Origin of the sequence: Corynebacterium sp. LaCa117 (assembly GCF_046717765.1) — a bacterium.
GTDB lineage: Bacteria > Actinomycetota > Actinomycetes > Mycobacteriales > Mycobacteriaceae > Corynebacterium > Corynebacterium kefirresidentii.
This window is the reverse complement of the sequence record NZ_CP177102.1, coordinates 2452397-2476545: the sequence shown is the minus strand read 5'-3', so window position 1 is coordinate 2476545 and position 24149 is coordinate 2452397. Positions and strand designations below refer to the sequence as shown.

Annotated in this window: 17 protein-coding genes; 16 read left to right on the top strand and 1 reads right to left on the bottom strand. The window is 59.0% G+C overall.

Translation table 11 applies throughout. The annotated features are described in order from the left end of the window. Positions 1–89: 89 nt before the first annotated feature. The 3 genes from glf to ACLI1L_RS11870 all read left to right on the top strand — a co-directional run bounded on the left by glf (position 90) and on the right by ACLI1L_RS11870 (position 2173). On the top strand, positions 90–1286 hold the full coding sequence (gene glf / locus ACLI1L_RS11880; RefSeq protein WP_411707665.1) for a UDP-galactopyranose mutase: 1197 nt from the start codon (positions 90–92) through the stop codon (positions 1284–1286). Between the two features lie 33 nt (positions 1287–1319). Next, positions 1320–1520, top strand: coding sequence for a DEAD/DEAH box helicase (locus tag ACLI1L_RS11875; protein ID WP_248099963.1), 201 nt, complete (start codon positions 1320–1322; stop codon positions 1518–1520). A gap of 65 nt (positions 1521–1585) precedes the next feature. Then, entirely contained in the window at positions 1586–2173 is a 588-nt protein-coding gene (locus ACLI1L_RS11870) for a three-helix bundle dimerization domain-containing protein (protein ID WP_394286486.1), read from the top strand. Here ACLI1L_RS11870 and ACLI1L_RS11865 read toward each other — a convergent pair. Next, the gene (locus ACLI1L_RS11865; RefSeq protein ID WP_411707664.1) at positions 2170–3432 is read right to left on the bottom strand and encodes a hypothetical protein; all 1263 of its coding nucleotides are present in this window, start codon (positions 3430–3432) and stop codon (positions 2170–2172) included. The two genes, ACLI1L_RS11870 and ACLI1L_RS11865, sit on opposite strands and share 4 nt — an antisense overlap. Positions 3433–3538: 106 nt before the next feature. Between ACLI1L_RS11865 and ACLI1L_RS11860 the strand changes: the two genes are divergently transcribed. The 13 genes from ACLI1L_RS11860 (at position 3539) to ACLI1L_RS11800 (ending at position 24137) form a co-directional block, all read left to right on the top strand. Continuing rightward, positions 3539–5491 carry a glycosyltransferase gene (locus ACLI1L_RS11860; protein WP_411707663.1) on the top strand — a complete coding sequence of 651 codons (1953 nt, stop codon included), beginning with the start codon at positions 3539–3541 and terminating at the stop codon, positions 5489–5491. Beyond that, positions 5481–5996 (top strand): phosphatase PAP2 family protein, encoded by a 516-nt coding sequence (locus ACLI1L_RS11855; protein ID WP_411707662.1) that lies wholly within the window; start codon positions 5481–5483, stop codon positions 5994–5996. Before ACLI1L_RS11860 ends, ACLI1L_RS11855 begins: the two co-directional genes overlap by 11 nt. Continuing rightward, on the top strand, positions 5989–6969 hold the full coding sequence (locus ACLI1L_RS11850; protein WP_086588550.1) for a decaprenyl-phosphate phosphoribosyltransferase: 981 nt from the start codon (positions 5989–5991) through the stop codon (positions 6967–6969). The genes ACLI1L_RS11855 and ACLI1L_RS11850 overlap by 8 nt, the downstream gene beginning before the upstream one ends. Positions 6970–7022: 53 nt before the next feature. Then, positions 7023–8717: a hypothetical protein gene (locus tag ACLI1L_RS11845; RefSeq protein ID WP_411707661.1), complete on the top strand. Its 1695-nt coding sequence runs from the start codon at positions 7023–7025 to the stop codon at positions 8715–8717. A gap of 137 nt (positions 8718–8854) precedes the next feature. Beyond that, complete coding sequence (locus ACLI1L_RS11840; protein ID WP_394287086.1) at positions 8855–9868, top strand: alpha/beta hydrolase; 1014 nt, start codon at positions 8855–8857, stop codon at positions 9866–9868. Positions 9869–10026: 158 nt separating this feature from the next. After that, positions 10027–11172 carry an HNH endonuclease signature motif containing protein gene (locus ACLI1L_RS11835; protein ID WP_411707660.1) on the top strand — a complete coding sequence of 382 codons (1146 nt, stop codon included), beginning with the start codon at positions 10027–10029 and terminating at the stop codon, positions 11170–11172. A gap of 21 nt (positions 11173–11193) precedes the next feature. Beyond that, complete coding sequence (locus ACLI1L_RS11830) at positions 11194–12594, top strand: NAD-dependent succinate-semialdehyde dehydrogenase (RefSeq protein WP_086588547.1); 1401 nt, start codon at positions 11194–11196, stop codon at positions 12592–12594. Between the two features lie 137 nt (positions 12595–12731). Then, positions 12732–14678 (top strand): alpha/beta hydrolase-fold protein, encoded by a 1947-nt coding sequence (locus ACLI1L_RS11825; RefSeq protein WP_411707659.1) that lies wholly within the window; start codon positions 12732–12734, stop codon positions 14676–14678. Between the two features lie 2 nt (positions 14679–14680). Further along, on the top strand, positions 14681–15112 hold the full coding sequence (locus ACLI1L_RS11820; RefSeq protein WP_411707658.1) for a hypothetical protein: 432 nt from the start codon (positions 14681–14683) through the stop codon (positions 15110–15112). 22 nt (positions 15113–15134) lie between these two features. Then, positions 15135–16049, top strand: coding sequence for a cutinase family protein (locus tag ACLI1L_RS11815; protein ID WP_411707657.1), 915 nt, complete (start codon positions 15135–15137; stop codon positions 16047–16049). A gap of 59 nt (positions 16050–16108) precedes the next feature. Further along, complete coding sequence (locus tag ACLI1L_RS11810) at positions 16109–17821, top strand: AMP-binding protein (protein ID WP_411707656.1); 1713 nt, start codon at positions 16109–16111, stop codon at positions 17819–17821. 78 nt (positions 17822–17899) lie between these two features. After that, on the top strand, positions 17900–22606 hold the full coding sequence (locus ACLI1L_RS11805) for an alpha/beta fold hydrolase (RefSeq protein WP_411707655.1): 4707 nt from the start codon (positions 17900–17902) through the stop codon (positions 22604–22606). Then, positions 22581–24137 (top strand): acyl-CoA carboxylase subunit beta, encoded by a 1557-nt coding sequence (locus ACLI1L_RS11800; protein ID WP_411707654.1) that lies wholly within the window; start codon positions 22581–22583, stop codon positions 24135–24137. Before ACLI1L_RS11805 ends, ACLI1L_RS11800 begins: the two co-directional genes overlap by 26 nt. The last annotated feature ends 12 nt before the right edge of the window (positions 24138–24149 follow it).

Below are 24149 nucleotides of genomic sequence, written 5' to 3'. Positions count from 1 at the left end.
TAGTGATGGTATGTTTGTGACTTCTGTGAAATCTGTTGCGACACGCCGATGCGCCGTGTCAGCTGCCGTAGTGCAATAAAGTGGAGGCCATGACTTCTTATGACCTCATCGTTGTTGGCTCTGGATTTTTTGGTCTAACGGTTGCCGAGCGCGCCGCTAGCCAGCTGGATAAGAAGGTGCTCATTGTGGAGCGCCGCAATCACCTCGGCGGCAATGCCTACTCCGAGGCCGAACCCACCACCGGAATCGAGGTGCACAAGTACGGCGCGCACCTCTTCCACACCTCTAATAAGCGCGTGTGGGATTACTGCAATAAGTTCACCGATTTCACCGACTACCAGCACCGCGTCTTTGCCATGCACGATGGCACCGCCTACCAATTCCCGATGGGCCTGGGTCTTATCAACCAGTTCTTCGGCCGTTACTACTCCCCGGATGAGGCTCGCCAGCTCATTAAGGATCAGGCCGGCGAATTCTCCCCGGAAGAGGCGCAAAACCTGGAGGAGAAGGCCATCTCGCTCATCGGTCGCCCGCTGTATGAGGCCTTCATCCGCGATTACACCGCAAAGCAGTGGCAGACCGATCCGAAGGAGCTGCCGGCCGCGAATATCACCCGCCTGCCGGTGCGCTATACCTTCAATAACCGCTACTTCAACGATACGTATGAGGGCCTGCCTGTCGACGGCTACGCCGCCTGGCTAGAGAATATGGCCGACCACGACAATATTGAGGTCCGCCTGGATACCGATTGGTTCGAGATACGCGAAGAGTTGCGTGCTGAGTCCCCAGATGCGCCTGTGGTCTACACCGGCCCACTGGATCGCTACTTTGATTTTGCCGAGGGCGAGCTGGGCTGGCGCACCCTCGACTTTGACTTGGAGGTGCTCGACACCGGCGACTTCCAGGGCACGCCCGTGATGAACTACAACGATGCGGACGTGGACTACACCCGCATCCATGAGTTCCGCCACTTCCACCCAGAGCGCAAGGATAAGTACCCGAAGGACAAGACGGTCATTATGAAGGAGTATTCGCGCTTTGCCGATAAGGGCGATGAGCCGTACTACCCAATCAATACCCCAGAGGATCGCACCAAGCTGGAGGCCTACCGTAAGCTCGCCGCCCAGGAGTCGAAGGATAATAAGGTTCTCTTCGGTGGCCGCCTGGGTACCTACCAGTACCTGGATATGCATATGGCTATCGGTTCCGCGCTGTCCATGTTTGATAATAAGCTCGCGCCATTCTGGAACGAGGGCAAGGCCATCGAACAGGAGCGTGGCCACTAAACTTGATCACCTCTACAGGAAGGAGGTGACGGTATGGCTGATCGCCGCATGTGGAAAATGTCGCCGGAGCGGCTGCAAGAGCATCTAAAATTGCGTAGCCGTGCATCGCGCATTCCCGATAAAAAGAAGGAACAGTCCAAGAAGGCCTGCCGGAACTCCCGGCGGGCCTTCCCGCATTTTCGGTGCAGAAAACTATTGGGTTTAACCCAACCGTTTGACTTAACCCACCGTTAACCTGTAAAGTTAACGTCAGGTTAACACTTAGCAAACGGGACAATAATCCGAGAAAGGGGATAACAATGAACCAGTTTGAAACCCTGCGTCAGGATCTGCACGAAAACTACGGCCACGAGTACACCGCCGCAGAAATCGATGCCAAGCTCGATGAGGTTATTGCCAAGCACACCAAGAAGGCTGAGCTCGAAGAATTCGTGCCGCTATTGGTGGAGCGTGAGGTGCGTGAATACTTCGGCGCTCACCGCCTTCATATCCGCTTTGCCGCCGGTACTAATAATGCGCTGGCCCAGGCTGCGGCGGAACTGACCCGCAAGCACGCCGGCGAGGCCCTCTTTGTGGATACCGCCGTTGCCCACCCAGAAAACGAGGCAGAAGGCCACCTCGCCCATGTCATGAACGAGCGCGGTATGGGTGAGGCTCCAAATAAGTACCTTGATGAGGTGCGGACGGTAGCGATGCCGGATTATATCGTGTTCCTAGGCCGTGAGGTCGAACGCGATGAGGCAGGCAAAGACATCAAAATCTGGGATATTCCTGCTGCGGATACCGTAGAGCAGGCGCGCGAATTGGCCGATGACCTCGAAGCCCGCGTGCTCTACATGCTCAATAAGCTGGGCATTGATCCGGTCACTGAGCCGGTTAACGCCTAGAAGCGATACGGGTTGGGCAGCTGGGAGGAGACATTATTGTTGGCCACCCAGAAGCCCGCGAACCTATAGGGCATATAGTGTGTGCCCATGCCGGGGCGCCATTCCGGCGTGCCCAACAGCGGGGGAGTCTGGCGGTCGCGCTGTGGATATAGCCTTTCTGGCAGCGCACCCACCAGTGGGTGGTAGTCCTCTAAGAGGCGAGCGAAGGCGAAGTCAAAGTCATCCCGCGAAAGGTCCTGAGATAGGTTACTAATGCGCTGGGTCATCTGGCGGAGGCTGGCGTTGTCGGGTTGACGGGAGAGGGCCGTTTGGGCGTCGTTAAGCAGCCATTGCGTCTCGCCGGCGCGTACCACAGTATCGCCGTCGCAGAATTTTTCCAGGGAATCTATCTGCGCTGCGGCCGTATGGATCTGCTTGAGCGCCTTATAGGACTCCTTGATGGAGGCGGCATGCGAGGAAAAGTCCTGGACATGTTCTAAGGCCTTGAGCGTCGGCCGCGCATCGGTGTACTGATTGACCAGAGAGCGCCACTGTACCTTCAGGTAGTCGCCCGCTAAGGGGGAATGCAGGGCGTCAATCCGTGCTTCCGTGCGCTTGATGAGTTCCTCAGCCCCGTCGCGAGCGCCCTTAATATAATCGAAGCGCTTGCGCACTCGGGCGCGGCGGATGAACAAGTAGGTAATGAGGCCAACCGCGCCCAGAACCACGAGCACCATAGTGGCCGCGATGAATACGGACCACGTGGGCATATCCTGCGTATATTGCCGGCGCACGGTGGTATCCGCGGCGGCGCGAGTGGCCAAGATCATGCCGATGGTATAGTCATCGTCCGCCAACGCCGACCGCATCTGGTCCAAGATGCCGTCCACGCGGCCCTCGTCATAAATCTTGATGTCCTGGCACACCTCTGTGCCGCAGTGCACGGCCATACTATTGGGCTCAAAACCTACCGCGATGACGAGCACATTTTTCTGTAGCCCACTTCCGCTGATGAACTGTGGATGCTCGCGTTCCAAGTCATGGAACAGGGTGCGGGAAAATTCCTCGCCCGAATTCGGGTACGTAGCGTAGAGGACCTCGTGCACGGAATCCGGCAAATGCATGGACTGGGCTTGCGATTTGATGGCCTCTTCGTCCGAAGTGCTAAGGATTTGGGCGTGGTCCAGAAACTCCACCGCGGGCTTTTCCTCTGCGATAGCGGCGGGCGCGCTGGCTACAGCGAGAAGACCCACTGCTGCCGCGCAAGGAACCCATCTCATGATGTTCCATCTTACGGGCTCCGCGTGTAAACCGTAGTACTTATGCAAAAGCAACTACGCTAAATCGCTGACTACTGTTTATACCGTTTGGAGAATCGAAGTTATCGTGACTGCCAACAACACCCAGGCCCATGAGCCCCTGCAGCGCATTCTGCTGCCTAAGCGCGGCGAGCCCTTTGATGTGCGGATGCTCTACCTCATCGAGGCCGAGCAAAACCGCGAACGCCTCAGCTGGTTTAACCGGACGTCCGTAACCATCCCGGCCGGCGAGGAAGCCTCTTTTGAAACCTACTTCAACGCCTTCCCGGCCTCCTATTGGCGCCGCTGGTCCCAGCTGCGCTCCGTTATCCTCAGCCTGGACATTGAGGGCCAGGCAAATATTTCCCTCTACCGCTCCAAGCAGGATGGCCAGCGCATTTCCGTGGCCAACCACCTGGTAAGCACCGGCCACCATGAGTTCGAGCTGCCACTCAAAAACTTCGAGGACGGCGGCTGGCTGTGGTTCGATATCACCGCCGAGCAGGACACCACGCTTGCCGACGCCGCCTGGTGCTCCCCCCACGCCCCCGGCCCGCAGGTGCTGCCGGACGGCACCGAGCAGCCAGCCCAAGACAAGCGCGTGGCGGTAGGCATTCCCACTTTCAACCGCCCGACCGATGCCGTAGCAGCCCTTAAGGCATTGGCCGAGGACCCAGTAGTCGATGAAATCATCGACTTCGTCCTCATGCCGGACCAAGGCAACCAGCACCCTGCCGATGAGCCAGGCTATGACGAGGCAGTCGCTCACTTTGGCGAGCGTTTCCGCGAGTTCCGCCAGGGCAACCTGGGCGGCTCCGGTGGCTACTCCCGCATCATGTACGAGGCGCTGGAAAATACCGATTCGCCCTTCATCCTTTATATGGACGATGACATCGCTATCGAGCCGGATTCCGTGCTGCGCGCGGTGCAAGCGGCCCGTTACGCCGCCAAGCCGATTATCGTCGGTGGCCAGATGCTTAACCTGCAGGAGCGCTCCCAGCTGCGCACTACCGGCGAGCGTGTCAACCGTGCCGATTTCATGTGGGGTGCGGCACCGCACGCCGTCTACGACCACGACTTTGCCAAGTACCCGCTGCGCGCCATCGGTACCCGCGAAACCCACCTAGATCCCAAGAAGTACGATTCCCGCGCGCTGCACCGCCGCGTTGACGTGGAGTACAACGGCTGGTGGATGTGCCTCTTCCCGCGCATTGTGGCAGAAACCAACGGCCAGCCGCTGCCGCTCTTTATCAAGTGGGACGATACCGAGTATTCCCTGCGCGCGGCGCGCAATGGCTTCCCCACGGTGACCTGGCCAGGTGCCGCCATCTGGCACATGGCTTGGGCTGATAAGGATGATGCCATTGACTGGCAGGCCTATTTCCACCTGCGCAACCGCCTCATCGTTGCCGCGATGTACCACGAGGGGCCGGCCAAGGGCATTACCAAGTCCATCTTCAAGTCCACCCTCAAGCACACCATGTGCATGGAATACTCCACCATGGCCATCCAGATTGAAGCTATGCGCGACTTCCTAGCGGGGCCGGACCATCTCTTTGACATCCTGGAGTCCTCGCTGCCGCGCATCGCGGAAATCCGCAAGAACTATTCCGATGCTGTCATCTTGGAATCCGCAGATGAGCTGCCCTCTCCCACCGGCGCGCCAGGTGTGCCTACGCGCAATATCGGCGGCCGCCTAGCCAAGATTAAGAAGATCCCGTGGGCCATCAAGGGCCTCAAGCACCTCGTGAGCAAGGAAGACGCTGCGCACCACGAGGCACCTCAGCTTAACCTCACTCCGGACGAGGCCCGTTGGTTTACCCTTTCCCGCGTGGACTCTGCCACCGTCTCTACCGCAGGTGGTACCGGCGTGGCCTTCCGTAAGCGCGACCGCGACCTGGCCAAAGACCTCGTAGTCCAGACCCGCGAACTGCTGCAGGAAATCGAGGAGAATTTCGATGACCTGCGCGCTGAATACCGCGCGGCGCAATCGGAGCTGACCTCGCGCGAGTCCTGGAAGAAGGTCTTTGATGCCCAATAAACTTTCCGTAGCAGAATCGCGCGTCCTCGAATCCATCCAGGGGGCGGCCTTTGACGTGCCCGGCGTGCTTCCTACTGCCCGCGGGCTGAGCCACTGGGGCGAGCATGCCCTGGGCTGGATGGGCAGCGCTGCGGTAGGGGCGGGCGTCGACAAGCGCCGCCGCGAGGGTTGGATCCGGGTGGGTGCTGCTGCTTTTCTCGCGCACGCCGCCAGCGTGGTGCTCAAGCGCATCGTGCGCCGCAAGCGCCCCGATTATCCGTACGTGCGCGTGGGGGTAAAGACTCCCTCCAAGCTATCTTTCCCCAGCTCGCATGCGACCTCGACCACCGCTTTCTTGGTGGCAGTCAGCCGCCTTACTGGCCGCAAGGCGCCGCTGCTCGGCGTGCCGGTGATGATGGCATCGCGTATGGTGCTCGGAGTGCACTACCCAACAGATACGGCAGTGGGTGCGGCCATCGGCGCTGCTACCGCAGAGGTCGTGATGAAAGGAATGAAGCATGAGTGATGATGGAAACCAGCACTTTTTCCATTCGGAACCGCACACCTCTGGCGTAGATACCGGCCGCAAGCGCAAGCCGCCGAAGAATCTTGTCGATGGCATGATTAAGGCCCTGCGCCCCAAGCAGTGGGTCAAAAACGTCCTAGTACTGGCGGCCCCCGCCGCAGCCGGCGCCGATGCCCTATTTCACGGCCGCGTGCTTGTCGATGTCCTCTTGGCATTCATCGTATTCTGCCTCGGCGCTTCCTCCATCTACCTGATCAATGATGCGAAGGACTGGCGCGAGGATCAGGAGCATCCGACCAAGCGCTTCCGCCCGATTGCCTCCGGCGTGCTGCCCATCAAGCTCGCCTATGTCATGGCCGTGGTGCTCATCTGCTTGTCCATCGGGTTATCCTTCCTTGCTACCGCTGGCCCGCAGCTGGCAATCGTGATGGCGATTTATATCGCGTTGCAATTGGGCTATTGCTTCGGTTGGAAGCACATGCCGGTGATTGATATCGCCCTGGTTTCCTCCGGCTTCATGCTGCGCACCATGGCCGGTGGCGTGGCTGCAGGCATCGAGCTTTCGCAGTGGTTCCTGCTGGTGGCGGCCTTTGGCTCGCTATTTATGGCCTCTGGCAAGCGCTACTCGGAGATCCTTCTTGTGGAACAAACCGGCGCGAAAATCCGCAAGTCTCTGGAAGGTTATACGCCTACCTACCTGCGCTTTGTGTGGACGCTAGCCGCCACCGCGGTGGTTATCTGCTACACCCTCTGGGGCTTCGAGCTTGCTAACGACGCCCAGACCGGTGGCGTGTGGTACCAGGTCTCCATGGTGCCGTTTACCATCGCCATCTTGCGCTATGCGGCCGACGTGGACCGCGGCCAGGGTGGCGCACCGGATGAGATTGCACTGGAGGACCGCACTTTGCAGGTTCTCGCCTTGGCTTGGCTCGCCTGCATCGCCATGGCGGTTTATATCATGCCGTTGTTCTAGACACAGCTGAATCGATATAGAAATTTTCTGCGGGGCTGATAAACTTTCTCCCCGTGCTTAACACCGACCACAAGAGTATCGCCCGCTGGAGTGCCCCGGCGGCCGTTCTTGTGATCGGTGTTTTATCTTTGTGGGGCGGTTTTGCGCGCCGCTGGATTTCCGATGACGGACTCATTGTCCTGCGCACCGTGCGCAACCTCGAAGCCGGAAATGGGCCCGTGTTCAATATGGGCGAACGCGTAGAGGCCAATACCTCCACGCTGTGGCAGTACCTCATTTTCCTGGTGCGCTGGGTGACCCACGCAAACCTAGAAGGCATCGCCATTTACTTGGGGCTCATCCTGGCGGTCGCGGCAATGGTAGTCGGTACGGGCGCTGCGGCCAGCATGCGCACTGGCATCGTTCTTCCGGCCGGTGCGCTAGTATATCTGGCCCTGCCGCCGGCCCGGGACTTTTTTACCTCCGGCCTGGAATGGGGCTTGTGCATCTTCTATCTCGCTATGCTGTGGCGGCTTTTGCTGCGCTGGACGCGCCCGCGCCGCCACTCTGGGAGCAATAGCGATGCCTATTGGCTCGCCTTCTGGGCCGGATTGTCCTGGCTGGTGCGCCCAGAGCTCGCTTTATACGGCGGTCTGGTGGGAATCGTGCTTCTTGTATCCCACCGCTCGTGGAAGATTCTTGCCGCCGCGGTGCCGCTGCCATTGGCCTATGAGATTTTCCGCATGGGCTACTACGGTCTACTAACCCCGCACACGGCCGTGGCTAAGTCTGCGGCTGGGGCCGAATGGGGCAAGGGGTTTACCTACCTGGCGGATTTTGCCGGCCCATACTGGCTCTTCCTGCCGCTTATCGTGCTCGCCGTGGCAGGTCTATGGAAGGCAAACCTGCGCCCCACTGCGGTGCGCTCTACTGCCACCGCTATTTATCTTTTTGAAGGCACTGCGCTCATTCACACGCTCTACGTGCTGCGCGTGGGTGGAGATTTCATGCATGGTCGCATGCTTTTGCTCCCACTTTTTGCGGCACTGCTTCCCATTTTTGTGGTGAGCGTTCGAGCATGGATAGCCTCCGTGTTCTGTGCGGTATGGGCGCTAGTTATCGTTCTGCGCGGACATCCGGTGGACCGCAGCATCTACGAGGGCGAGATCTCCATCGTGGATGAGCGCGATTTCTGGACCCACGCGACCCAGCGTGAGGATCCTCCCATGCGGGCCGAAGAATTCCTCGGCGCCAAGTTTATGGAGGACTACCAAGAGGGTATCGACGAGCTGGAGGCTGGCGACGCCATGACTTTCCGCTATATCAAGGGGGAAGATAGGTTCTCGTGGACGGCGGCCCCCGCAGATCCCTCGCGCACCGACCCACCGACCGTTTACCTGCTCAATTTGGGCCTTTCTTCCATGAATGCACCGCTGGATATTCGCGTGCTGGACAATATTGGGCTCAGCAATCCTTTGGCGGCGCGCCAGCCACGCATCGAGGGTGGGCGCATTGGGCACGACAAGAGTTTGGACATGTCATGGCAGGTGGCAGACTCTGCCGTTGATATTGACGAGGTTCCGGCGTGGATTGATAAGTACGAGGCTGCCAAGGCTCGCGCCGCTCTTGCCGACGCCGATTTTCAGAAACTCTTCGCTACCTACAGGGATCCTTTAACTTGGGACCGTTTCTGGAAAAATATTAAATTCTCCCTGACAGACGGGCGGACCCTAGCCTTCTCCTCGGATCCCTCGGACTACCTGCACTAATTCCTTCAAATGCAGACTTTAGGGCCAACCTAAGTTACACTAACCTGTGACATTGTTATCGATCCGTGACGTTAACGATATACAGGGTTCGGACGATAGAGCTTAGTGACAATCACCGAGTAGTTTGGAGGAGAAAGATGACTGCTTCCATCAAGGGTCGCGTCCTTTCAGTCATCATGGCAGTTGCCGTAGCTTTGGGCTTGGCCGTCGTGGCGGGTTCCCAGCCGGCCGAGGCAGCCAACCGCGACTGGCTGCGCCGTGACGCCACTGGTTCGTGTGAGTGGGACAAGGTTGGCTGGTGGGTCCAGCGCTGTGACGTGTGGTCTCAGGCTATGGGCCGCACTATTCCGGTGCAGATTCAGCCCGCGAAGCGGGGCGGCAATGCTGCCCTCTACCTGCTCGATGGCCTGCGTGCTACCAATCGCACCAACGCGTGGGTAAACGACGTCAATGCTGCCAAGACCTACGAGCCACATAATATTACCCTGGCTATGCCGGTGGGCGGTGCCGCTTCCTTCTATGCCGACTGGCAGGGTCCTGCTACCTATGACCTGCAAAATCCGGTCAACTACAAGTGGGAGACCTTCCTGACTAGCGAGCTGCCTGGCTACTTGGAGCGCAATTTTGGTGTTGCCCGCAATAATAACTCTATTGCTGGCCTGTCCATGGGCGCTGGTGCTGCTCTGACCCTCGCCGCCAAGCACCCGAACCAGTTCCGCCAGGCAATGTCTTATTCCGGCTTCCTGACCACCACGGTTCCAGGTGCTCAGACCATGATGCGTTTTGCCATGCTGGACGCGGGTGGATTCAACATCAACGCTATGTACGGTTCTTTGTTTAACCCGAAGCGTTTCCAGAATGATCCGCTGTTGCTCATTCCGCAGTTGCGCAACACCAACCTGTATATCTCCGCAGCCTCCGGTATCCCAGGTGCCGGCGATAGCCACTACCTGCCGGAGCACCAGGCGGCCGGTGCTGCACTCGAGGTCGGCTCCAATATCACCACCCGCGTGTGGGAAGGCGCTGCTCGCCTGCAGGGTCTCAATCCAACCGTGGACTACCCGGCCCAGGGCCTGCACAACTGGGAGCAGTTCGGCTACCAGCTCAACCGTTCCAAGCCGCAAGTACTTAACGTTATGAACGCTTGGTAATTCTCACGGCCTGATCCCCTCTTCATTGTGAAGGGGGGATTTTCTTTAGGTTAAATATCGAACAAATATACCCTTAGCTGTTGCGGGGGACAGTTGTTCGGGTTATTCTGTGGATGTTAGTTCGATTGGGTGTGCGAATTTAATGAGGGGGAACTTACGTGACTACTGCCACCGCACCGCCAAAGCAAGCATATTTTTCCACCAATGACCTAGAGGACACCGTGTGCGTCATGGCCATGGTGCAAAGAATCCAGTCGTGGCAACTCTTTCAGGCGTTATTACCGCAGCTGGAGGATGACGTTGATTGCACACTGGCAGTGTTATCCAAGAGGTTGGGGCTGTCGCGGTGGCGCGTCTCGAGCGCAATCCAAGCTCACTTTCGGATGAGTGAGCTTCCGCTTACTACCGCAGTGCAGACAGAGCACTGGATCTTGGACCTCCCGCGGCTTCAAGTTATTGACGTGGAATTGCGACCCCTCGGGGATGATGAGGCAAAGATCCAGCTGGTTGATGCGGCGCTGGCAGACTTCCTGACTCCTAAGGATCCGGGACAGCACGTTCCGACAGAACCGGAAATCCGCAACTTCCTGCGCGGATTTATTGACGGGCTGCTGAAACCGGATTTGTCTAAGGACATCGAGCGTGCAGTGTCGGTGTCCTATTCAGGCGGACAGGCCACGGTTGTTTTGAAGACAGATAAAGCCACTGCGGCGGCAATCTCAAGGCATATTGATAAAGCCGCATCACAAGACGGGGTTTCAAAGGCAGCGGCGCTAGAAAAACTGATTTTTAATCGCACTAGAACCAAGGTGGTCATTAATACCTATCGCACGGGTGAGGACACCTCCCGCGTTTTCATTCCCAGTGCAGGATGGTGTGAGCTAGGGGAGAATTTGATGCATGACTCGGTAGTGCGAACCCTCCAAGCCGAGGATGTCCAGCGCTATGTTCCCTCAGAGGAGATTCGTACCTGGGTACAAGGGCGGGATGCAACGTGCCGGTGGCCCGGGTGTTCAATGCCGGCGCACTATTGCCAATTGGACCACCGCGTGGAGTATGGCAACAACGGGCCTACAAGTGTGGGAAATCTGGTGAGCCTGTGTCAGCATCACCACAATGTAAAGACTGATGGGCGGGTGCGATACGTCATGGATCCGTTTACCGGCGACATAGTTTGGATGTTTGAGGATGGCACTTACGAAGTAGACCGAGCGGCAGGTCCATTAGCTCCCCGGAATATTCACTGGAAGCTGACGTGGGAGCGATTCCTCAAGCTCAGGAGGGGATCATTGCAAGGCCTGTGAGTCGGGACTATACAGGGGCACATGTTCGCTATTGAGAATCCAAGCACAGGCAAGAGTGAAGACAAGTTTGAACGCATCGATGATTCGCAGCGCGATGACATCCTAGACCGCTCCACCGCGGCCTACGATGCATGGCGTAGTACTCGCATCGAGGAGCGTGCCGCGGTTTTGTCCCGCGCTGCGGACCTTTATGAAGAGCGCATCGATGAGTTGGCAGACCACATCGGTCGTGAAATGGGCAAGCTGACCCGTTGGGCAAAGGCCGAAGTGCAGATTGTTGCCGATATCTATCGCTACTATGCCGAGCATGCGCACGAGCTGCTCGCAGATGAGTACCTGCCGGCTCAGAACGCGCATAAGACCGTCGTGCGCAAGGAGCCGATTGGCCCATTGTTGGGCATCATGCCGTGGAACTTCCCGTACTACCAGGTAGCCCGCTTCGCGGCTCCTAACCTGCTGCTGGGTAACACCATCGTGCTCAAGCACGCTTCCATCTGTCCGCTGTCTTCCCAGGCATGTCAGGACATCTTGGAAGAAGCTGGTCTGCCGAAGGATGCGTATATCAACATTTATGCTTCCGGTTCCCAGATGGATGCCTTTGTAGCGGATAAGCGCATCAAGGGTGTTTCGCTGACCGGCTCTGAGGCTGCGGGCGCTGCCGTGGCCAAGACCGCTGGTGAAAATTACAAGAAGTCCGTGCTGGAGCTAGGCGGCAATGACCCATTCCTGGTTATCGATGATGAGAATCTGGAGTGGGTACTGGATCAGTTCAACCTGATTCGCATGTACAACACCGGCCAGGCCTGCAATGCACCGAAGCGCCTTATCGTTCTAGAGGACTTCTATGACCGCACTGTGGAGTACTTGGAAAAGAAGATCGGGGACATGAAGGTCGGCACTTATGACGACGAGAATGCCGACATTGGTCCGCTGTCCTCCATCGGCGCCCGCGATGAGATTGTGGAGCGCCTCGAAAAGGCCGCGGCCAACGGCGACGCCAAGATTCGCGTAGGCGGCAAGAAGATCGATCGCGAGGGTGCCTATATGGAGCCTGCACTGCTTACCGACGTCGACCCGTCCGCCGACGTAGGCTGCAACGAGATCTTCGGCCCAGTGGCGATTGTGTACAAGGCCAAGGACGTCGAAGAGGCCATCGAGATTGCCAATAACTCCGAGTACGGTCTGTCTAGCTCCGTGTGGGGCACTGACTTGGATGCTGCGTTTGAAGTAGCCAACCAGCTCAACGATGGCATGACGTTTGTTAACGAGGCGTCGGTAACCGCAGCAGGCCTGCCATTCGGTGGCGTGAATCGCTCCGGCTATGGCCGCGAGTTGGCGCGCTGGGGCGTAGGCGAGTTCGTCAACGAGCACCTGTACCGCGTGAGCGGACAGGATAATCCGGGTAATTCCCCGGCAATGTAGCGGCGTGTCTGTCTAGCGTAAGTCTCAAGTTCAACTTAAACTTGAGCACACGATAGACAGCTCACGCCGTAGGCATCGGTCCGGGGGAGGGGAACCCTCGGAAAGGTACCGCGGCAAATCTTCAAGGACGTTTACCTATGCGCAAAAGCACTTCCCCGAGCAAGGCTCGCAAGGGCCTTGCTGTGGCCGCAGTACCTACCGCCATCGCCGTGGGTTTGGCCCTGCTGCCAAACGCCACCGCACAATCTTCTGTAGGCGATCTCTCTTCCGCAATCGGCGGCGATTCCAGCCTGTCCGATCACTTCGCACCAAAGGATCCACCTGCCCGCACCCCGCTGAACACCGAGTACCCGGATGTTAAGGGTCTGCCGGAGGGCGTGAAGATCAACCGCGTGGAGTACCTAACCAACCGCCACTTGATGGTCTACATCAAGTCCGCGGCGATGCCGGATAAAGAGCAGAAGGTGCAAATCCAGCTCGCCCGTGACTGGTACTCCCACCCAGAAAAGAAGTTCCCAGAGGTATGGGCACTGGATGGCCTGCGTGCTCGTGATGATGAGTCCGGCTGGACCATTGAAACCAATATTTTGAACCAGTACGCCGACCGCAACGTCAACCTGATCATGCCGGTGGGCGGCGAGTCTTCCTTCTACTCGGACTGGGAGCAAGCAGACCGCGGTAAGCACTATATGTGGGAGACCTTCCTGACCAAGGAATTGATCCCGATCCTGGACAATGAATACCGCTCCAACCACAAGCGCGCGGTAACCGGTCTGTCCATGGGCGGTACTGCCGCGATGAACCTAGCTGAGCGCAACCCGCACCTGTTTAGCTTCGTGGGTTCTTTCTCCGGCTACCTCGATACCACTACGCGTGGCATGCCGGAAGCCATCATGGCTTCGCAGCGCGATGCCGGCGGTTATGATTCCCGCAAGATGTGGGGCCAGCCGGGCTCCCAAAACTGGATCGACCATGATCCAAAGCTGGGCATTGAAAACCTGAAGGACATGAAGGTATATGTCTCCGCAGGTTCGGGCAAGGATGACTTTGGCAACGCCAACTCCGTGGCTAAGGGCCAGGCAAACCTCGCCGGCATGGGCTTGGAGGTCATCTCCCGTATGTCCACCCAGACCTATGTTGATTATGCGAAGCGCGCCAAGATTGATCCTGTGGTTAAGTTCCGCCCATCTGGCGTGCACAGCTGGGAATACTGGCAGTTTGAGATGCAGCAGGCATGGCCATACATCGCGGATGCATTGCAGATGGACAAGGCCGACCGCGGTGCGGACTGTGAGGCAATTGGAGCCATCGCTGCGGAGACCAAGAGCGGCGTTATTGGCTCTTGCTTGAATAATGAGTACGACGTCGCCAAGAAGGGCAAGGCCCAGGACTTCGAGTCTGGCACCGCCTACTGGTCCCCAGACACCGGTGCGCATGCCCTCTTCGGCCGCATCGGTGCTCGCTATGCCGAAATCGGCGGACCAACCTCCTGGCTTGGCTTCCCGAAGACCGGTGAGTCCAAGACGCCAGACGGCAAGGGCCGCTTCGTGCACTTTGAGCACGGCTCCATCTACTGGTCCCCGGAGACTGGCGCTTGGGAGATTACCGGCGATATGTTCCAGGCTTGGGGCAAGAATGGCTACGAAAAGGGCGACCTGAAGTACCCGACCGGCTCGGTAAAGAAGGTCGGTGAGGGCTACATGCAGGAATTCCAGGACGGAGTCCTTACCCGTAACCCGGATGGCTCCAACCAGGTAGTACATGGTGCTATCGGCGCCAAGTACAAGGACATGGGCGGCGCGGAGTCTGCGCTCGGCTTCCCGACGTCCGGAGAGAACGCCGTCAATGGCGGCTTCTTCCAGACCTTTGAAAAGGGCAGCATCTACTGGTCCCCGAAGACTGGTGCGCACTACATTCTGAAGAGCAAGATTATGGACCGCTGGGGCCAGGCTGGCTGGGAGCAGGGCGAGTTCGGCTGGCCTACCTCTGACTACTCCGAGATTGCCGCTGGTGGTTTGAGCCAGGAATTCCAGCACGGCAAGATCAGCGAGGTTCTGGGCCAGGTTCGGACCGAGAAGAAGTAGTCATGCGCAAGCTAGTAGTAGTGGGCGCGGCGCTGTGCTTGACCCTTGCGGGGTGCGGTTCTGCCACGGTGGATAGCGAACCTTCGCAAGAGACCGAGGTCGCGCCCCTCGAGCGGGAGTCGGAGGCCCCTACCTCTGCGGAAGAGACATCCTCTAAGTCGCAGGAAGACCGCGGTGCGCGTGAGATCTCTGAAATTCCCACCGCCGAGCTGCCGGAATCGGAAGCCAAGTACCTAGGCAGGCTAAAAGACGCCGGCGTCAACGTTGAGGGCGTAGAAGATCAGCTCCTCGGCGCGGGCAAAGCAGCCTGTGATGAGAATGATGTCACCCTCTCTGCGGTCGCCGGCCAGCTTGTTGAGCAACAGCGCACCAAGATGGGCTTTGAAGAGCTTTCTAAGCTGATTACGGATTCCGCACGTACAGGGATTTGCTAGGTTCACCTGGTACAACTAATCCATGAGAAAAACCATTACCGTTGTCGCAGTCCTCGTCGTTTTAGCTGTTATCGGCGTGGGCGCGTCGCGTTACCTCAATAGTGGAACGGATGACTCCCCAGCTCCGCATACCACGGAGCAGGCTGCGCCACCGCCGCAGCAGCCCGAGTGGTGCCCGCGTGTGGAGTTCATTTCCGCCCCGGGTACGTGGGAATCTGCGGCTAACGACGATCCCCTTAATCCTTCTGCCAATCCGCGCTCATTCATGCTGTCTATTACGAAGCCGTTGCAGGAGGCCTACGGGGAGGACGTGAAGGTATGGACCCTTCCTTATACCGCGCAGTTTAAAAACATCAATGCACAGCATGAGATGAGCTACGACGATTCCCGCAATGAGGGAACCACCAAGATGAATGATGAGCTGCGCAGTGTGCATGAGAGCTGCCCGGCAACCAAATTCATTGTGAGTGGCTTTTCTCAGGGCGCGGTTATCGCTGGTGACGTTGCCGACGAGATCGGTGGCGGCCAGGGTGCAGTGCCGGCGGAAAGCATTGCAGGTGTAGCTCTCATTGCGGATGGTCGCCGCCAAAACGGCGTTGGTCAAAACCCAGGCCGCAAGGTCGGCGGCGTGGGTGCGGAAATTGCTCTCCAGCCAGTATCCGGTTTGGTTCAGCCCATCGTTCCGGGTGCGTCCATGCGCGGTGCGCGCCCGAATGGGTTCGGTAGCCTGGCGGATCGGACCTTCCAGATCTGTGCGCCCAATGATTCAGTCTGTGATGCCCCACCAAACGTGTCTAATGCGCTGGAGCGCGCGCAGGGTTTGATTGCCGCGAATGGCGTCCATGCGCAGTACGCCTCCAATAACGGAGTCATTGATGGCACGACGGCTAACCAGTGGGTAGTGGGCTGGGCCCGACAGCTTATCGACGCCGCGTAACAGCAATTCCCCACCCTCCGATAGTTTTATTAAAGAAACCATTCACTTAAGGAGATTCCATGGATCTGAAAGCGCAGATGGGGCAATTCCTAGCGCCCGAGTTCAGTTTGGCCCAGCTGGCAGAAAGGCTCTACCAGGCGGAGACTGACCCAGACCGTGTGGTTATGCGCCAGTGGATCTACGGTGAGGAAGAAACCTGCCGGGAGCTTAGCCGCGCGCAGGTCAATAAACGCATCAAGGTGGTGGCGGCGCGACTGCAGCAGGTAGCAGATCCGGGCACCCGCGTTGCCATCTTGGCTGGTAATTCACCGGAATACGTCTTTGGTTTCTTGGGCGCGCTGTACGCGGGCATGGTGCCGATTCCGCTTTATGATCCCAATGAGCCGGGCCACACCGACCACCTCAAGGCCGTATTCGGCGATTGCGAACCGCCTATCGTGGTGACGAATCGTGTTTCTGCCGCCGCTGTGCGTAAGTACTTCTCCGCCCAGCGTGAGCGCCCGCGCGTCATTTCCATCGACGCCCTTCCTGATTCCCTGGCTGACTCTTGGACACCCCTGGAAGGAAGCGCAGAGGACACCGCTTTCCTGCAGTACACGTCCGGGTCCACCCGGACTCCGGCCGGCGTGGAGCTCACCAACCGAGCGATCATCACCAATGTTGCGCAGATCTTCCAAGCGCTGCAATTTCAGATGCCGGCTCGCATCGTCTCTTGGCTGCCAATGCACCACGATATGGGCATCATTTTGGCCGTATTCGTTACCATTTTGGGCTTGGACTTCGAGATGATGACCCCACGTGATTTCATCCAACACCCAGACCGCTGGATCCGGCGTTTGACCGCCGGCGAGCAAGCTACGTACACGGCTATCCCCAACTTTGCGCTGGAACTCGCCGCGCGCCATGCCAAAGATGCTGATTTCTCGCACGTAGCGGGCATCATTATCGGTTCCGAGCCGGTAACGGAGGCGGCCGTGGATTCCTTCTTGAATGCCTTCAGCGTGGATCGTTCCGTGCTGCGCCCGTCCTATGGTCTGGCAGAGGCGGCGCTTATTGTATCTACCCCGCAAACCGACAAGCACCCAGTCATCTCCCACTTCAACCGTGCCGAACTGGCCGCGGGACGCGCCATCATCGAGGATAAATCCGATGCGACTGTGGCCTATGCGTCCAATGGGCAGTGCGTGCCGCATCAGCACCTCGCCATCGTGGACCCGGAAACGCGCGCTGAGGTCGAGGACGGCGTAATCGGCGAAATCTGGGTGCATGGTCCCAATATGGCTACCAGCTACCTCAATCGGCCTGAGGAAACCACCGCGACCTTCCGCAATACCTTGGGTGAGCGCCAGCAGGACGGCCTGCCAGAAGACGATTACTGGATGGCAACCGGTGACCTAGCCGCCATCGTCGATGGTGAGCTATATATCACTGGCCGCCTGAAGGATCTCATCGTCATCGCTGGGCGCAATCACTATCCGCAGGATATTGAAAGCACCGTTCAAGCGGCGTCGACCCAGGTGCGGCCGGACTCCGTTGCCGCCTTCTCCGTGGAAGGCAAGGATTCGGAATCTCTCGTATTGTTGGTGGAGCGCGCCGATGATGCGCAGCCGGCCGACGATGCAGAGGCGTCCGCGGCCATCCGCACCGCCGTCACCTCGCATCATGGAATTACGCCAGATGACATCGTGTGGAAGGCCCCAGGGGAAATCAACCGTACTTCTTCCGGCAAGATTGCGCGCCGTGTAGCTAAGAAGAACTATGTAGGGATCTGATTTATCGCTAACAAAGTGACAAAATATAGCGATATACCCTCTTGCCATTTAATAACTTCTCGTAATGAAAGACCTTTTATGACCATCGAGCAACTGCGAGCATGGCTGCGTGACTGGGTCGCCCAGGCCACCGGTGTTTCCCCAGAAGAGATCCTAGATTCCAAGCCTTTGGAAAATTATGGCCTCTCCTCGCGGGATGCTGTAGTGCTATCCGGCGAGCTGGAAAACCTTCTGGGCACCCGCCTCGATGCCACCGTGGCATATGAGTATCCCACCATCGAGCTGCTGGCGGACCGCCTGCTGAACGCACCGGCGGCGCCCCAGCCGGAAGAGCGCACCCCGCGGATCGCGCAGGGATCCGACGTTGCGGTCATTGGTCTTTCCGGACGCTTCCCGGGCGCCAAGAATGCCCAAGAGTTCTGGTCTATGTTGGCGGAATCCCGCGCCGGAACAGGTCCACTGCCGGTAGGACGTTGGTCCGAGTACTCGGCGGACCCTGTAATGAGCGAAAAGATCGCCCAGCAAAATACCGATGGTGGCTATATCGAGGATATTGCTTCCTTTGATGCGGAATTCTTTGGTCTTTCTCCACTCGAAGCCGCCAATATGGACCCCCAGCAGCGCATCCTGTTGGAGCTGGTGTGGGAAGCGCTAGAAAACGCTGGACTTCCTGCCAACGAGCTACGCGGCACGCAGACTGGTGTGTACATGGGCTCGACCAATAACGACTATGGCATGCTCATCGCCGCCGATTCTGCCGAGATGCATCCTTATGCGCTGACCGGCATTTCTTCTGCTGTGGTGGCCAATCGCATTTCCTATGCCCTGGATTTCCGTGGCCCCTCCATCAATGTGGATACGGCCTGCTCCTCCTCCCTCGTAGCCGTCAATCAGGCGGTGAAGGACTTGCGCACGGGAAGCGCGGACGTGGCCCTGGCCGGTGGCGTAAATATCCTAGCCGCTCCCCACGCGTCGACGGCGTTTTCTGAATTGGGCGTTACCTCTCCGACGAGTGCCATTCACGCTTTTTCTGACGACGCCGATGGCATCGTGCGTGCCGATGCTGCTGGTGTCCTCGTGCTCAAGCGCCTGGAGGACGCGGAAGCGGACGGCGACGATATCTTGGCTGTCATTAAAGGCTCGGCCGTCAACTCCGATGGGCACTCCAATGGCTTGACCGCCCCGAATCCGGAGGCACAGGAAGATGTGCTCCGCCGAGCTTATGCGGATGCGGGTGTGAATCCGCAAGATGTGGACTATATCGAGGCGCACGGCACCGGCACCATCTTGGGTGATCCGATCGAGGCTTCTGCTTTGGGGCGGGTGCTCGGTGCCGGTCGTGGCGCGGATGCGCCGATTTTGCTGGGATCTGCCAAAACCAATATTGGCCACTCCGAATCCGCTGCGGGCGTGGTGGGCCTTATCAAGGTCATCCAGGCCATGCGCAATGATGTGATTCCGGCGAATATCAATTACTCGGCGCCGAACCGTTATATCGATTTCGAAGCCGAGCGCCTCGAGGTAGTCGAGGATCCGCGCGAGTGGCCCGAATACTCCGGCCGCAAGATTGCTGGCGTATCCGGTTTTGGCTTTGGTGGCACCAATGCGCACGTCGTGCTCACCGATTACCGCGGCACCCCGGCCGAGCGCGAGCCGCAGCTTTCCACGGAAACGGTCGCGTTGCCGGTTTCTGGCCTCTTGCCATCGCGCCGGGCACGCGCTGCGGCCCTGTTGGCGGACTTCATTGAGGCGGAAAAGCCCGCGCTTGTCGACGTCGCCCGTACCGTCGCCCGCCGCAATCACTCCCGCTCTCGCGCCGTCGTGATGGCTAGCTCCACCGAGGAAGCAGTCAAGCGCTTGCGCCAAGTGGCCGAGGGCAAGGTATCCGTCGGTATCGCCGCTGCGGATTCCCCGCAGGTGCCGGGTCCGGTATTTGTGTACTCCGGATTTGGCTCTCAGCATCGCAAGATGGCTAAGGACATGATTGCGCTTTCGCCACAGTTCACGGCCCGTTTGGAAGAGCTAGATAAAATCGTGGACTTTGAGTCCGGATGGTCCATCTTGGACATTGTCAACGATGATGCGCAAACATATGACACCGAGACCGCCCAGGTAGCCATTACCGCCATCCAGATTGCAGTGACGGACTTGCTCGCTTCCTTTGGTGTGCGCCCTGCCGGTGTGATGGGCATGTCCATGGGCGAGATCGCAGCGGCCTATGCCGCGGGCGGTATTTCCGCCGAGGACGCTATGGTGATCGCCTGCCACCGCGCGCGGTTGATGGGTGAGGGTGAGGCGTCGCTAAGCGATGCCGAACAAGGAGCCATGGCCGTAGTTGAGCTCTCTGCCGAGGATATTGCCGCGCTTGATGGAAACATCGAGCCTGCCGTGTACACCGGTCCAGGTATGACCACCGTGGGCGGCCCGCGCCAAGAGGTGCTGGACTTGGTGGAAAAGCTCGATGGCGAGGGCAAATTCGCCCGCGCTCTCAATGTGAAGGCGGCCGGGCACACTTCGGCCGTAGACCCCATCCTGGGAGAGCTGCATGCCGCCATCGCAGGTATGGAAGCCAAGCCGCTGCACACCCCGCTGTTTTCCTCCGTGGATAAGGGCACGGTCTATCGTCCTGGAACCACCGTGCATGATGAGGATTACTGGCTGCGCATGACCCGCCACTCGGTTTACCTGCAGGATGCCACCGAGGCAGCCTTCGCCGCCGGACACAACCAGCTGGTAGAAATCTCGCCGAACCCGGTTGCGCTCATGGGACTCATGTCCACCGCCTTTGCGGTGGGCAAGGCCGATGCGCAACTGTTGTATGCCCTAAAGCGCAAGGTAGATCCCACCGAGTCTCTCCTCGACTTGCTCAGCAAGCTCTATGTCGCCGGCATGCCGGTGGACTTCGGTGCGGTCTTTGGCTCTGGCGCACGCGTAGAGGCGCCTTATACCCAGTTCAACCGCCAGCGCTTCTGGACCAATGCCCGTCCATCGGCCGGCGTTTCTGGCCTGCCGGGCGCACGCGTTAACCTGCCCGAGGGCAAGGTTGCTTTCTCCACCAATGCGGACCAAGCGCCATCCGCCCTGGCCATCGTCGAGGCTGCGGCCGAGGCCGTCAAGCCAGGAGCACGCATCATCGCCACCGAGGAACACGCCGATTTGCCACCGCACGGCGAGGTCACCACGGTGGTAAATCAGTCCATTGGCGGTATGTCCGTGGCTGTCTACGCTGTTCGTGGTGCACAGACAGAGCTGGTGGCGGAAGGCTTTGCCTCCGCTTTGGATTTGGGTGCGGCGCCTATCCCAGGCGTGGCTGAGGTTCCTGAAAGCGCGCCTGCAGCGACGGAAGAAGTCGATGCCGTGCGCTGGGATCCCACAGAGGAAACCGTGGAGGACCGCCTCGCGCTCATCGTGTCGGAATCCATGGGCTATGACGTATCCGACCTACCGCGGGAGCTGCCGCTCATTGACTTGGGCTTGGATTCCCTCATGGGCATGCGCATTAAAAATCGCGTGGAAAATGACTTCCAGATTCCGCCGCTGCAGGTGCAGGCGTTGCGCGACGCCTCTTTGGCCGACGTCATTGCCATGGTGGAAGAGGCCGTGGCTGGCGGCAACGTGGATACCAGCGAGATTGCTTCTGCGGACACCCCTGCACCAGAAGAGGACGAACCCGGCCAGGGCGTCGGCGTTGCCCCGCGTGATGCTTCGGAGCGCATGGTCTTTGGCACCTGGGCTACCTTTACCGGTAAGGCAGCTGCGGGCGTTACCTCGGCGCTGCCAGAGGTAAGCGATGAGGTAGCGACCCAAATCGCCGAGCGCCTCACCGAGCGTGCTGGCATCGAGGTCACCGCCCAGCAGGTCCACGAGGCCGAGGCGCTAGAGACTTTGGCCGACCTCGTCCGCGAAGGACTGGAGACCGAGGTAGAAGGCAATATCCGCGTCCTGCGCGAGGCTGATGGTCCGGCCGTATTCATGTTCCACCCAGCCGGCGGCACCACTGTGGTCTACCAGCCACTAACCCGCCGCCTGCCCGAGGACGTGGCAGTCTACGGCGTAGAGCGCGTCGAGGGCTCGCTGGAGGAGCGCGCCGAGGCTTATATCGAGGACATCCTGCACTACGCTCGCGGCCGAAAGGTCGTGCTCGGCGGGTGGTCCTTCGGTGGCGCGCTGGCCTATGAGGTGGCCTACCAGCTGCATCAGCGCACCCAGCGCGGCCAGGATTCGGCGGACGTGGCGTTCATCGCGCTGCTGGATACCACTCAGCCGTCGAACCCGGCTCCGGATACGCCGGAAGAAACCCGTGCCCGGTGGGAGCGCTACGCGGCCTTTGCCAAGAAAACCTACCGACTGGTCTTTGAGCCGCCGTACGAGATGCTGGAGACCATGGGCGAGGATGCGCTTATGACCATGCTGGCGGAGTTCCTCGCTACTACCGACGCCTCCGAGCACGGCCTTGCCGCCGGCGTTCTAGAGCACCAGCGCGCCTCCTTCGTGGATAACCAGATTCTGGCCAAGATCGACTTCCACCGCTGGGCCGATGTCACCGTGCCGGTTCTGCTGTTCCGTTCCGAGCGGATGCACGACGGTGCGATTGAGCTGGAGCCGCGCTACGCTGAGATTGACCCCGACGGCGGTTGGGGAGTTATCGTTAAGGATCTGGAAATTGTGCAGCTGCAAGGCGATCACCTTGCAGTGCCAGACGAGCCGGCCATCGGCATCGTGGGCAAGCATATGGACGAATGGATCGAGGAGAAGATACGTGGCGGCCAAGCAGACAACCGCTGAGAAACTCGCTGACCTGCGCGAGCGCCTAGACAAGGCGCAGGACCCAGGCAGTGAGCGCTCCCGCAAGCGCCGCGACGAGGCTGGGCGTACCACGCCTCGTCAACGCATCAATGAATTGCTAGATGAGGGTTCCTTCGTCGAAACCGGCTCCTTGGGTAAGACCCCAGGTGACCCTGACGCCATCTATTCCGATGGCGTGGTCACCGGCTATGGCCGCATCTCCGGCCGCCCAGTGTGCATCTACGCTCACGATAAGACCGTCTACGGTGGCTCTGTCGGCGTGACCTTTGGCAAGAAGGTTACCGAGGTCATGGATATGGCCATCAAGATCGGCTGCCCGGTCATCGGCATTCAGGATTCCGGCGGCGCCCGTATCCAGGATGCGGTGACCTCGCTGGCTATGTACTCCGAGATCGCCCGGCGCCAGCTGCCGCTGTCCGGCCGCAGCCCACAGATTTCCATCATGATGGGTAAGTCCGCTGGCGGTGCCGTCTATGCTCCCGTGACCACGGACTTTGTGATTGCCGTGGACCAGGAAGCGGAAATGTATGTCACTGGCCCCAACGTGATTCGTGAGGTCACCGGTGAGGACGTTACCTCCGCCGAGCTGGGTGGCGCTCGCCAGCAGGAGCTCAACGGCAATGTTTCGGCCGTCGTTCCCTCTGAGGAAGACGCCTTCGACATGGTGCGCGATCTCCTGGACCACCTGCCGCTAACGTGCTTTGATGAGGCCCCGGAATTCGCCGCGCCTTCCGACGCCGACGTGGCCGAAGACGAAGACCTCAACTCCTTCATGCCGGATGACACCAATGCCGGCTACGACATGATGGACTTGTTGACCCAATTGGGCGATGACGAGGACATCATTGAACTTCAAGAGAACTTTGCACCCAATATGATCACCGCCTTTGGGCGCATTGATGGCAAGACGGTGGGATTTGTAGCCAATAATCCCATGCACCTTGCAGGCTGCATTGATGCAGACGCCGCCGATAAGGGCGCACGTTTTATCCGCATCTGCGATGCCTACAATATTCCGCTGGTTTTCGTGGTGGATACCCCGGGCTACCTACCAGGCGTAGAGCAGGAAAAGGTGGGCCTTATCCACCGCGGCGCCAAGTTTGCTTTCGCCGTGGTAGAAGCCACCGTGCCCAAGGTTTCGCTCATCGTGCGCAAGGCCTATGGCGGTGCTTATGCCGTGATGGGTTCGAAGAACCTGACCGGTGATATCAACTTGGCGTGGCCAACCGCGCAGATCGCCGTTATGGGTGCCGCAGCCGCCGTGGTGATGATCGCCGGTAAGCAGCTAGACGCCGCTGAGACCCCTGAGCAGCGCGAGATGACCAAGAAGATGTTCATGGACTTCTACGATGAGACTATGACTGCGCCCTATGTCGCGGCCGAGCGCGGCTATTTGGACGCGATGATTCAGCCGAGTCAATCCCGGTTGGCTCTTCGCCAAGCGCTGCGGCAGCTGGCAACGAAGCAGGAAAGCGATCTGCCGAAGAAGCACACCATTGCCCCGATGTAACGTAGTGTGCTT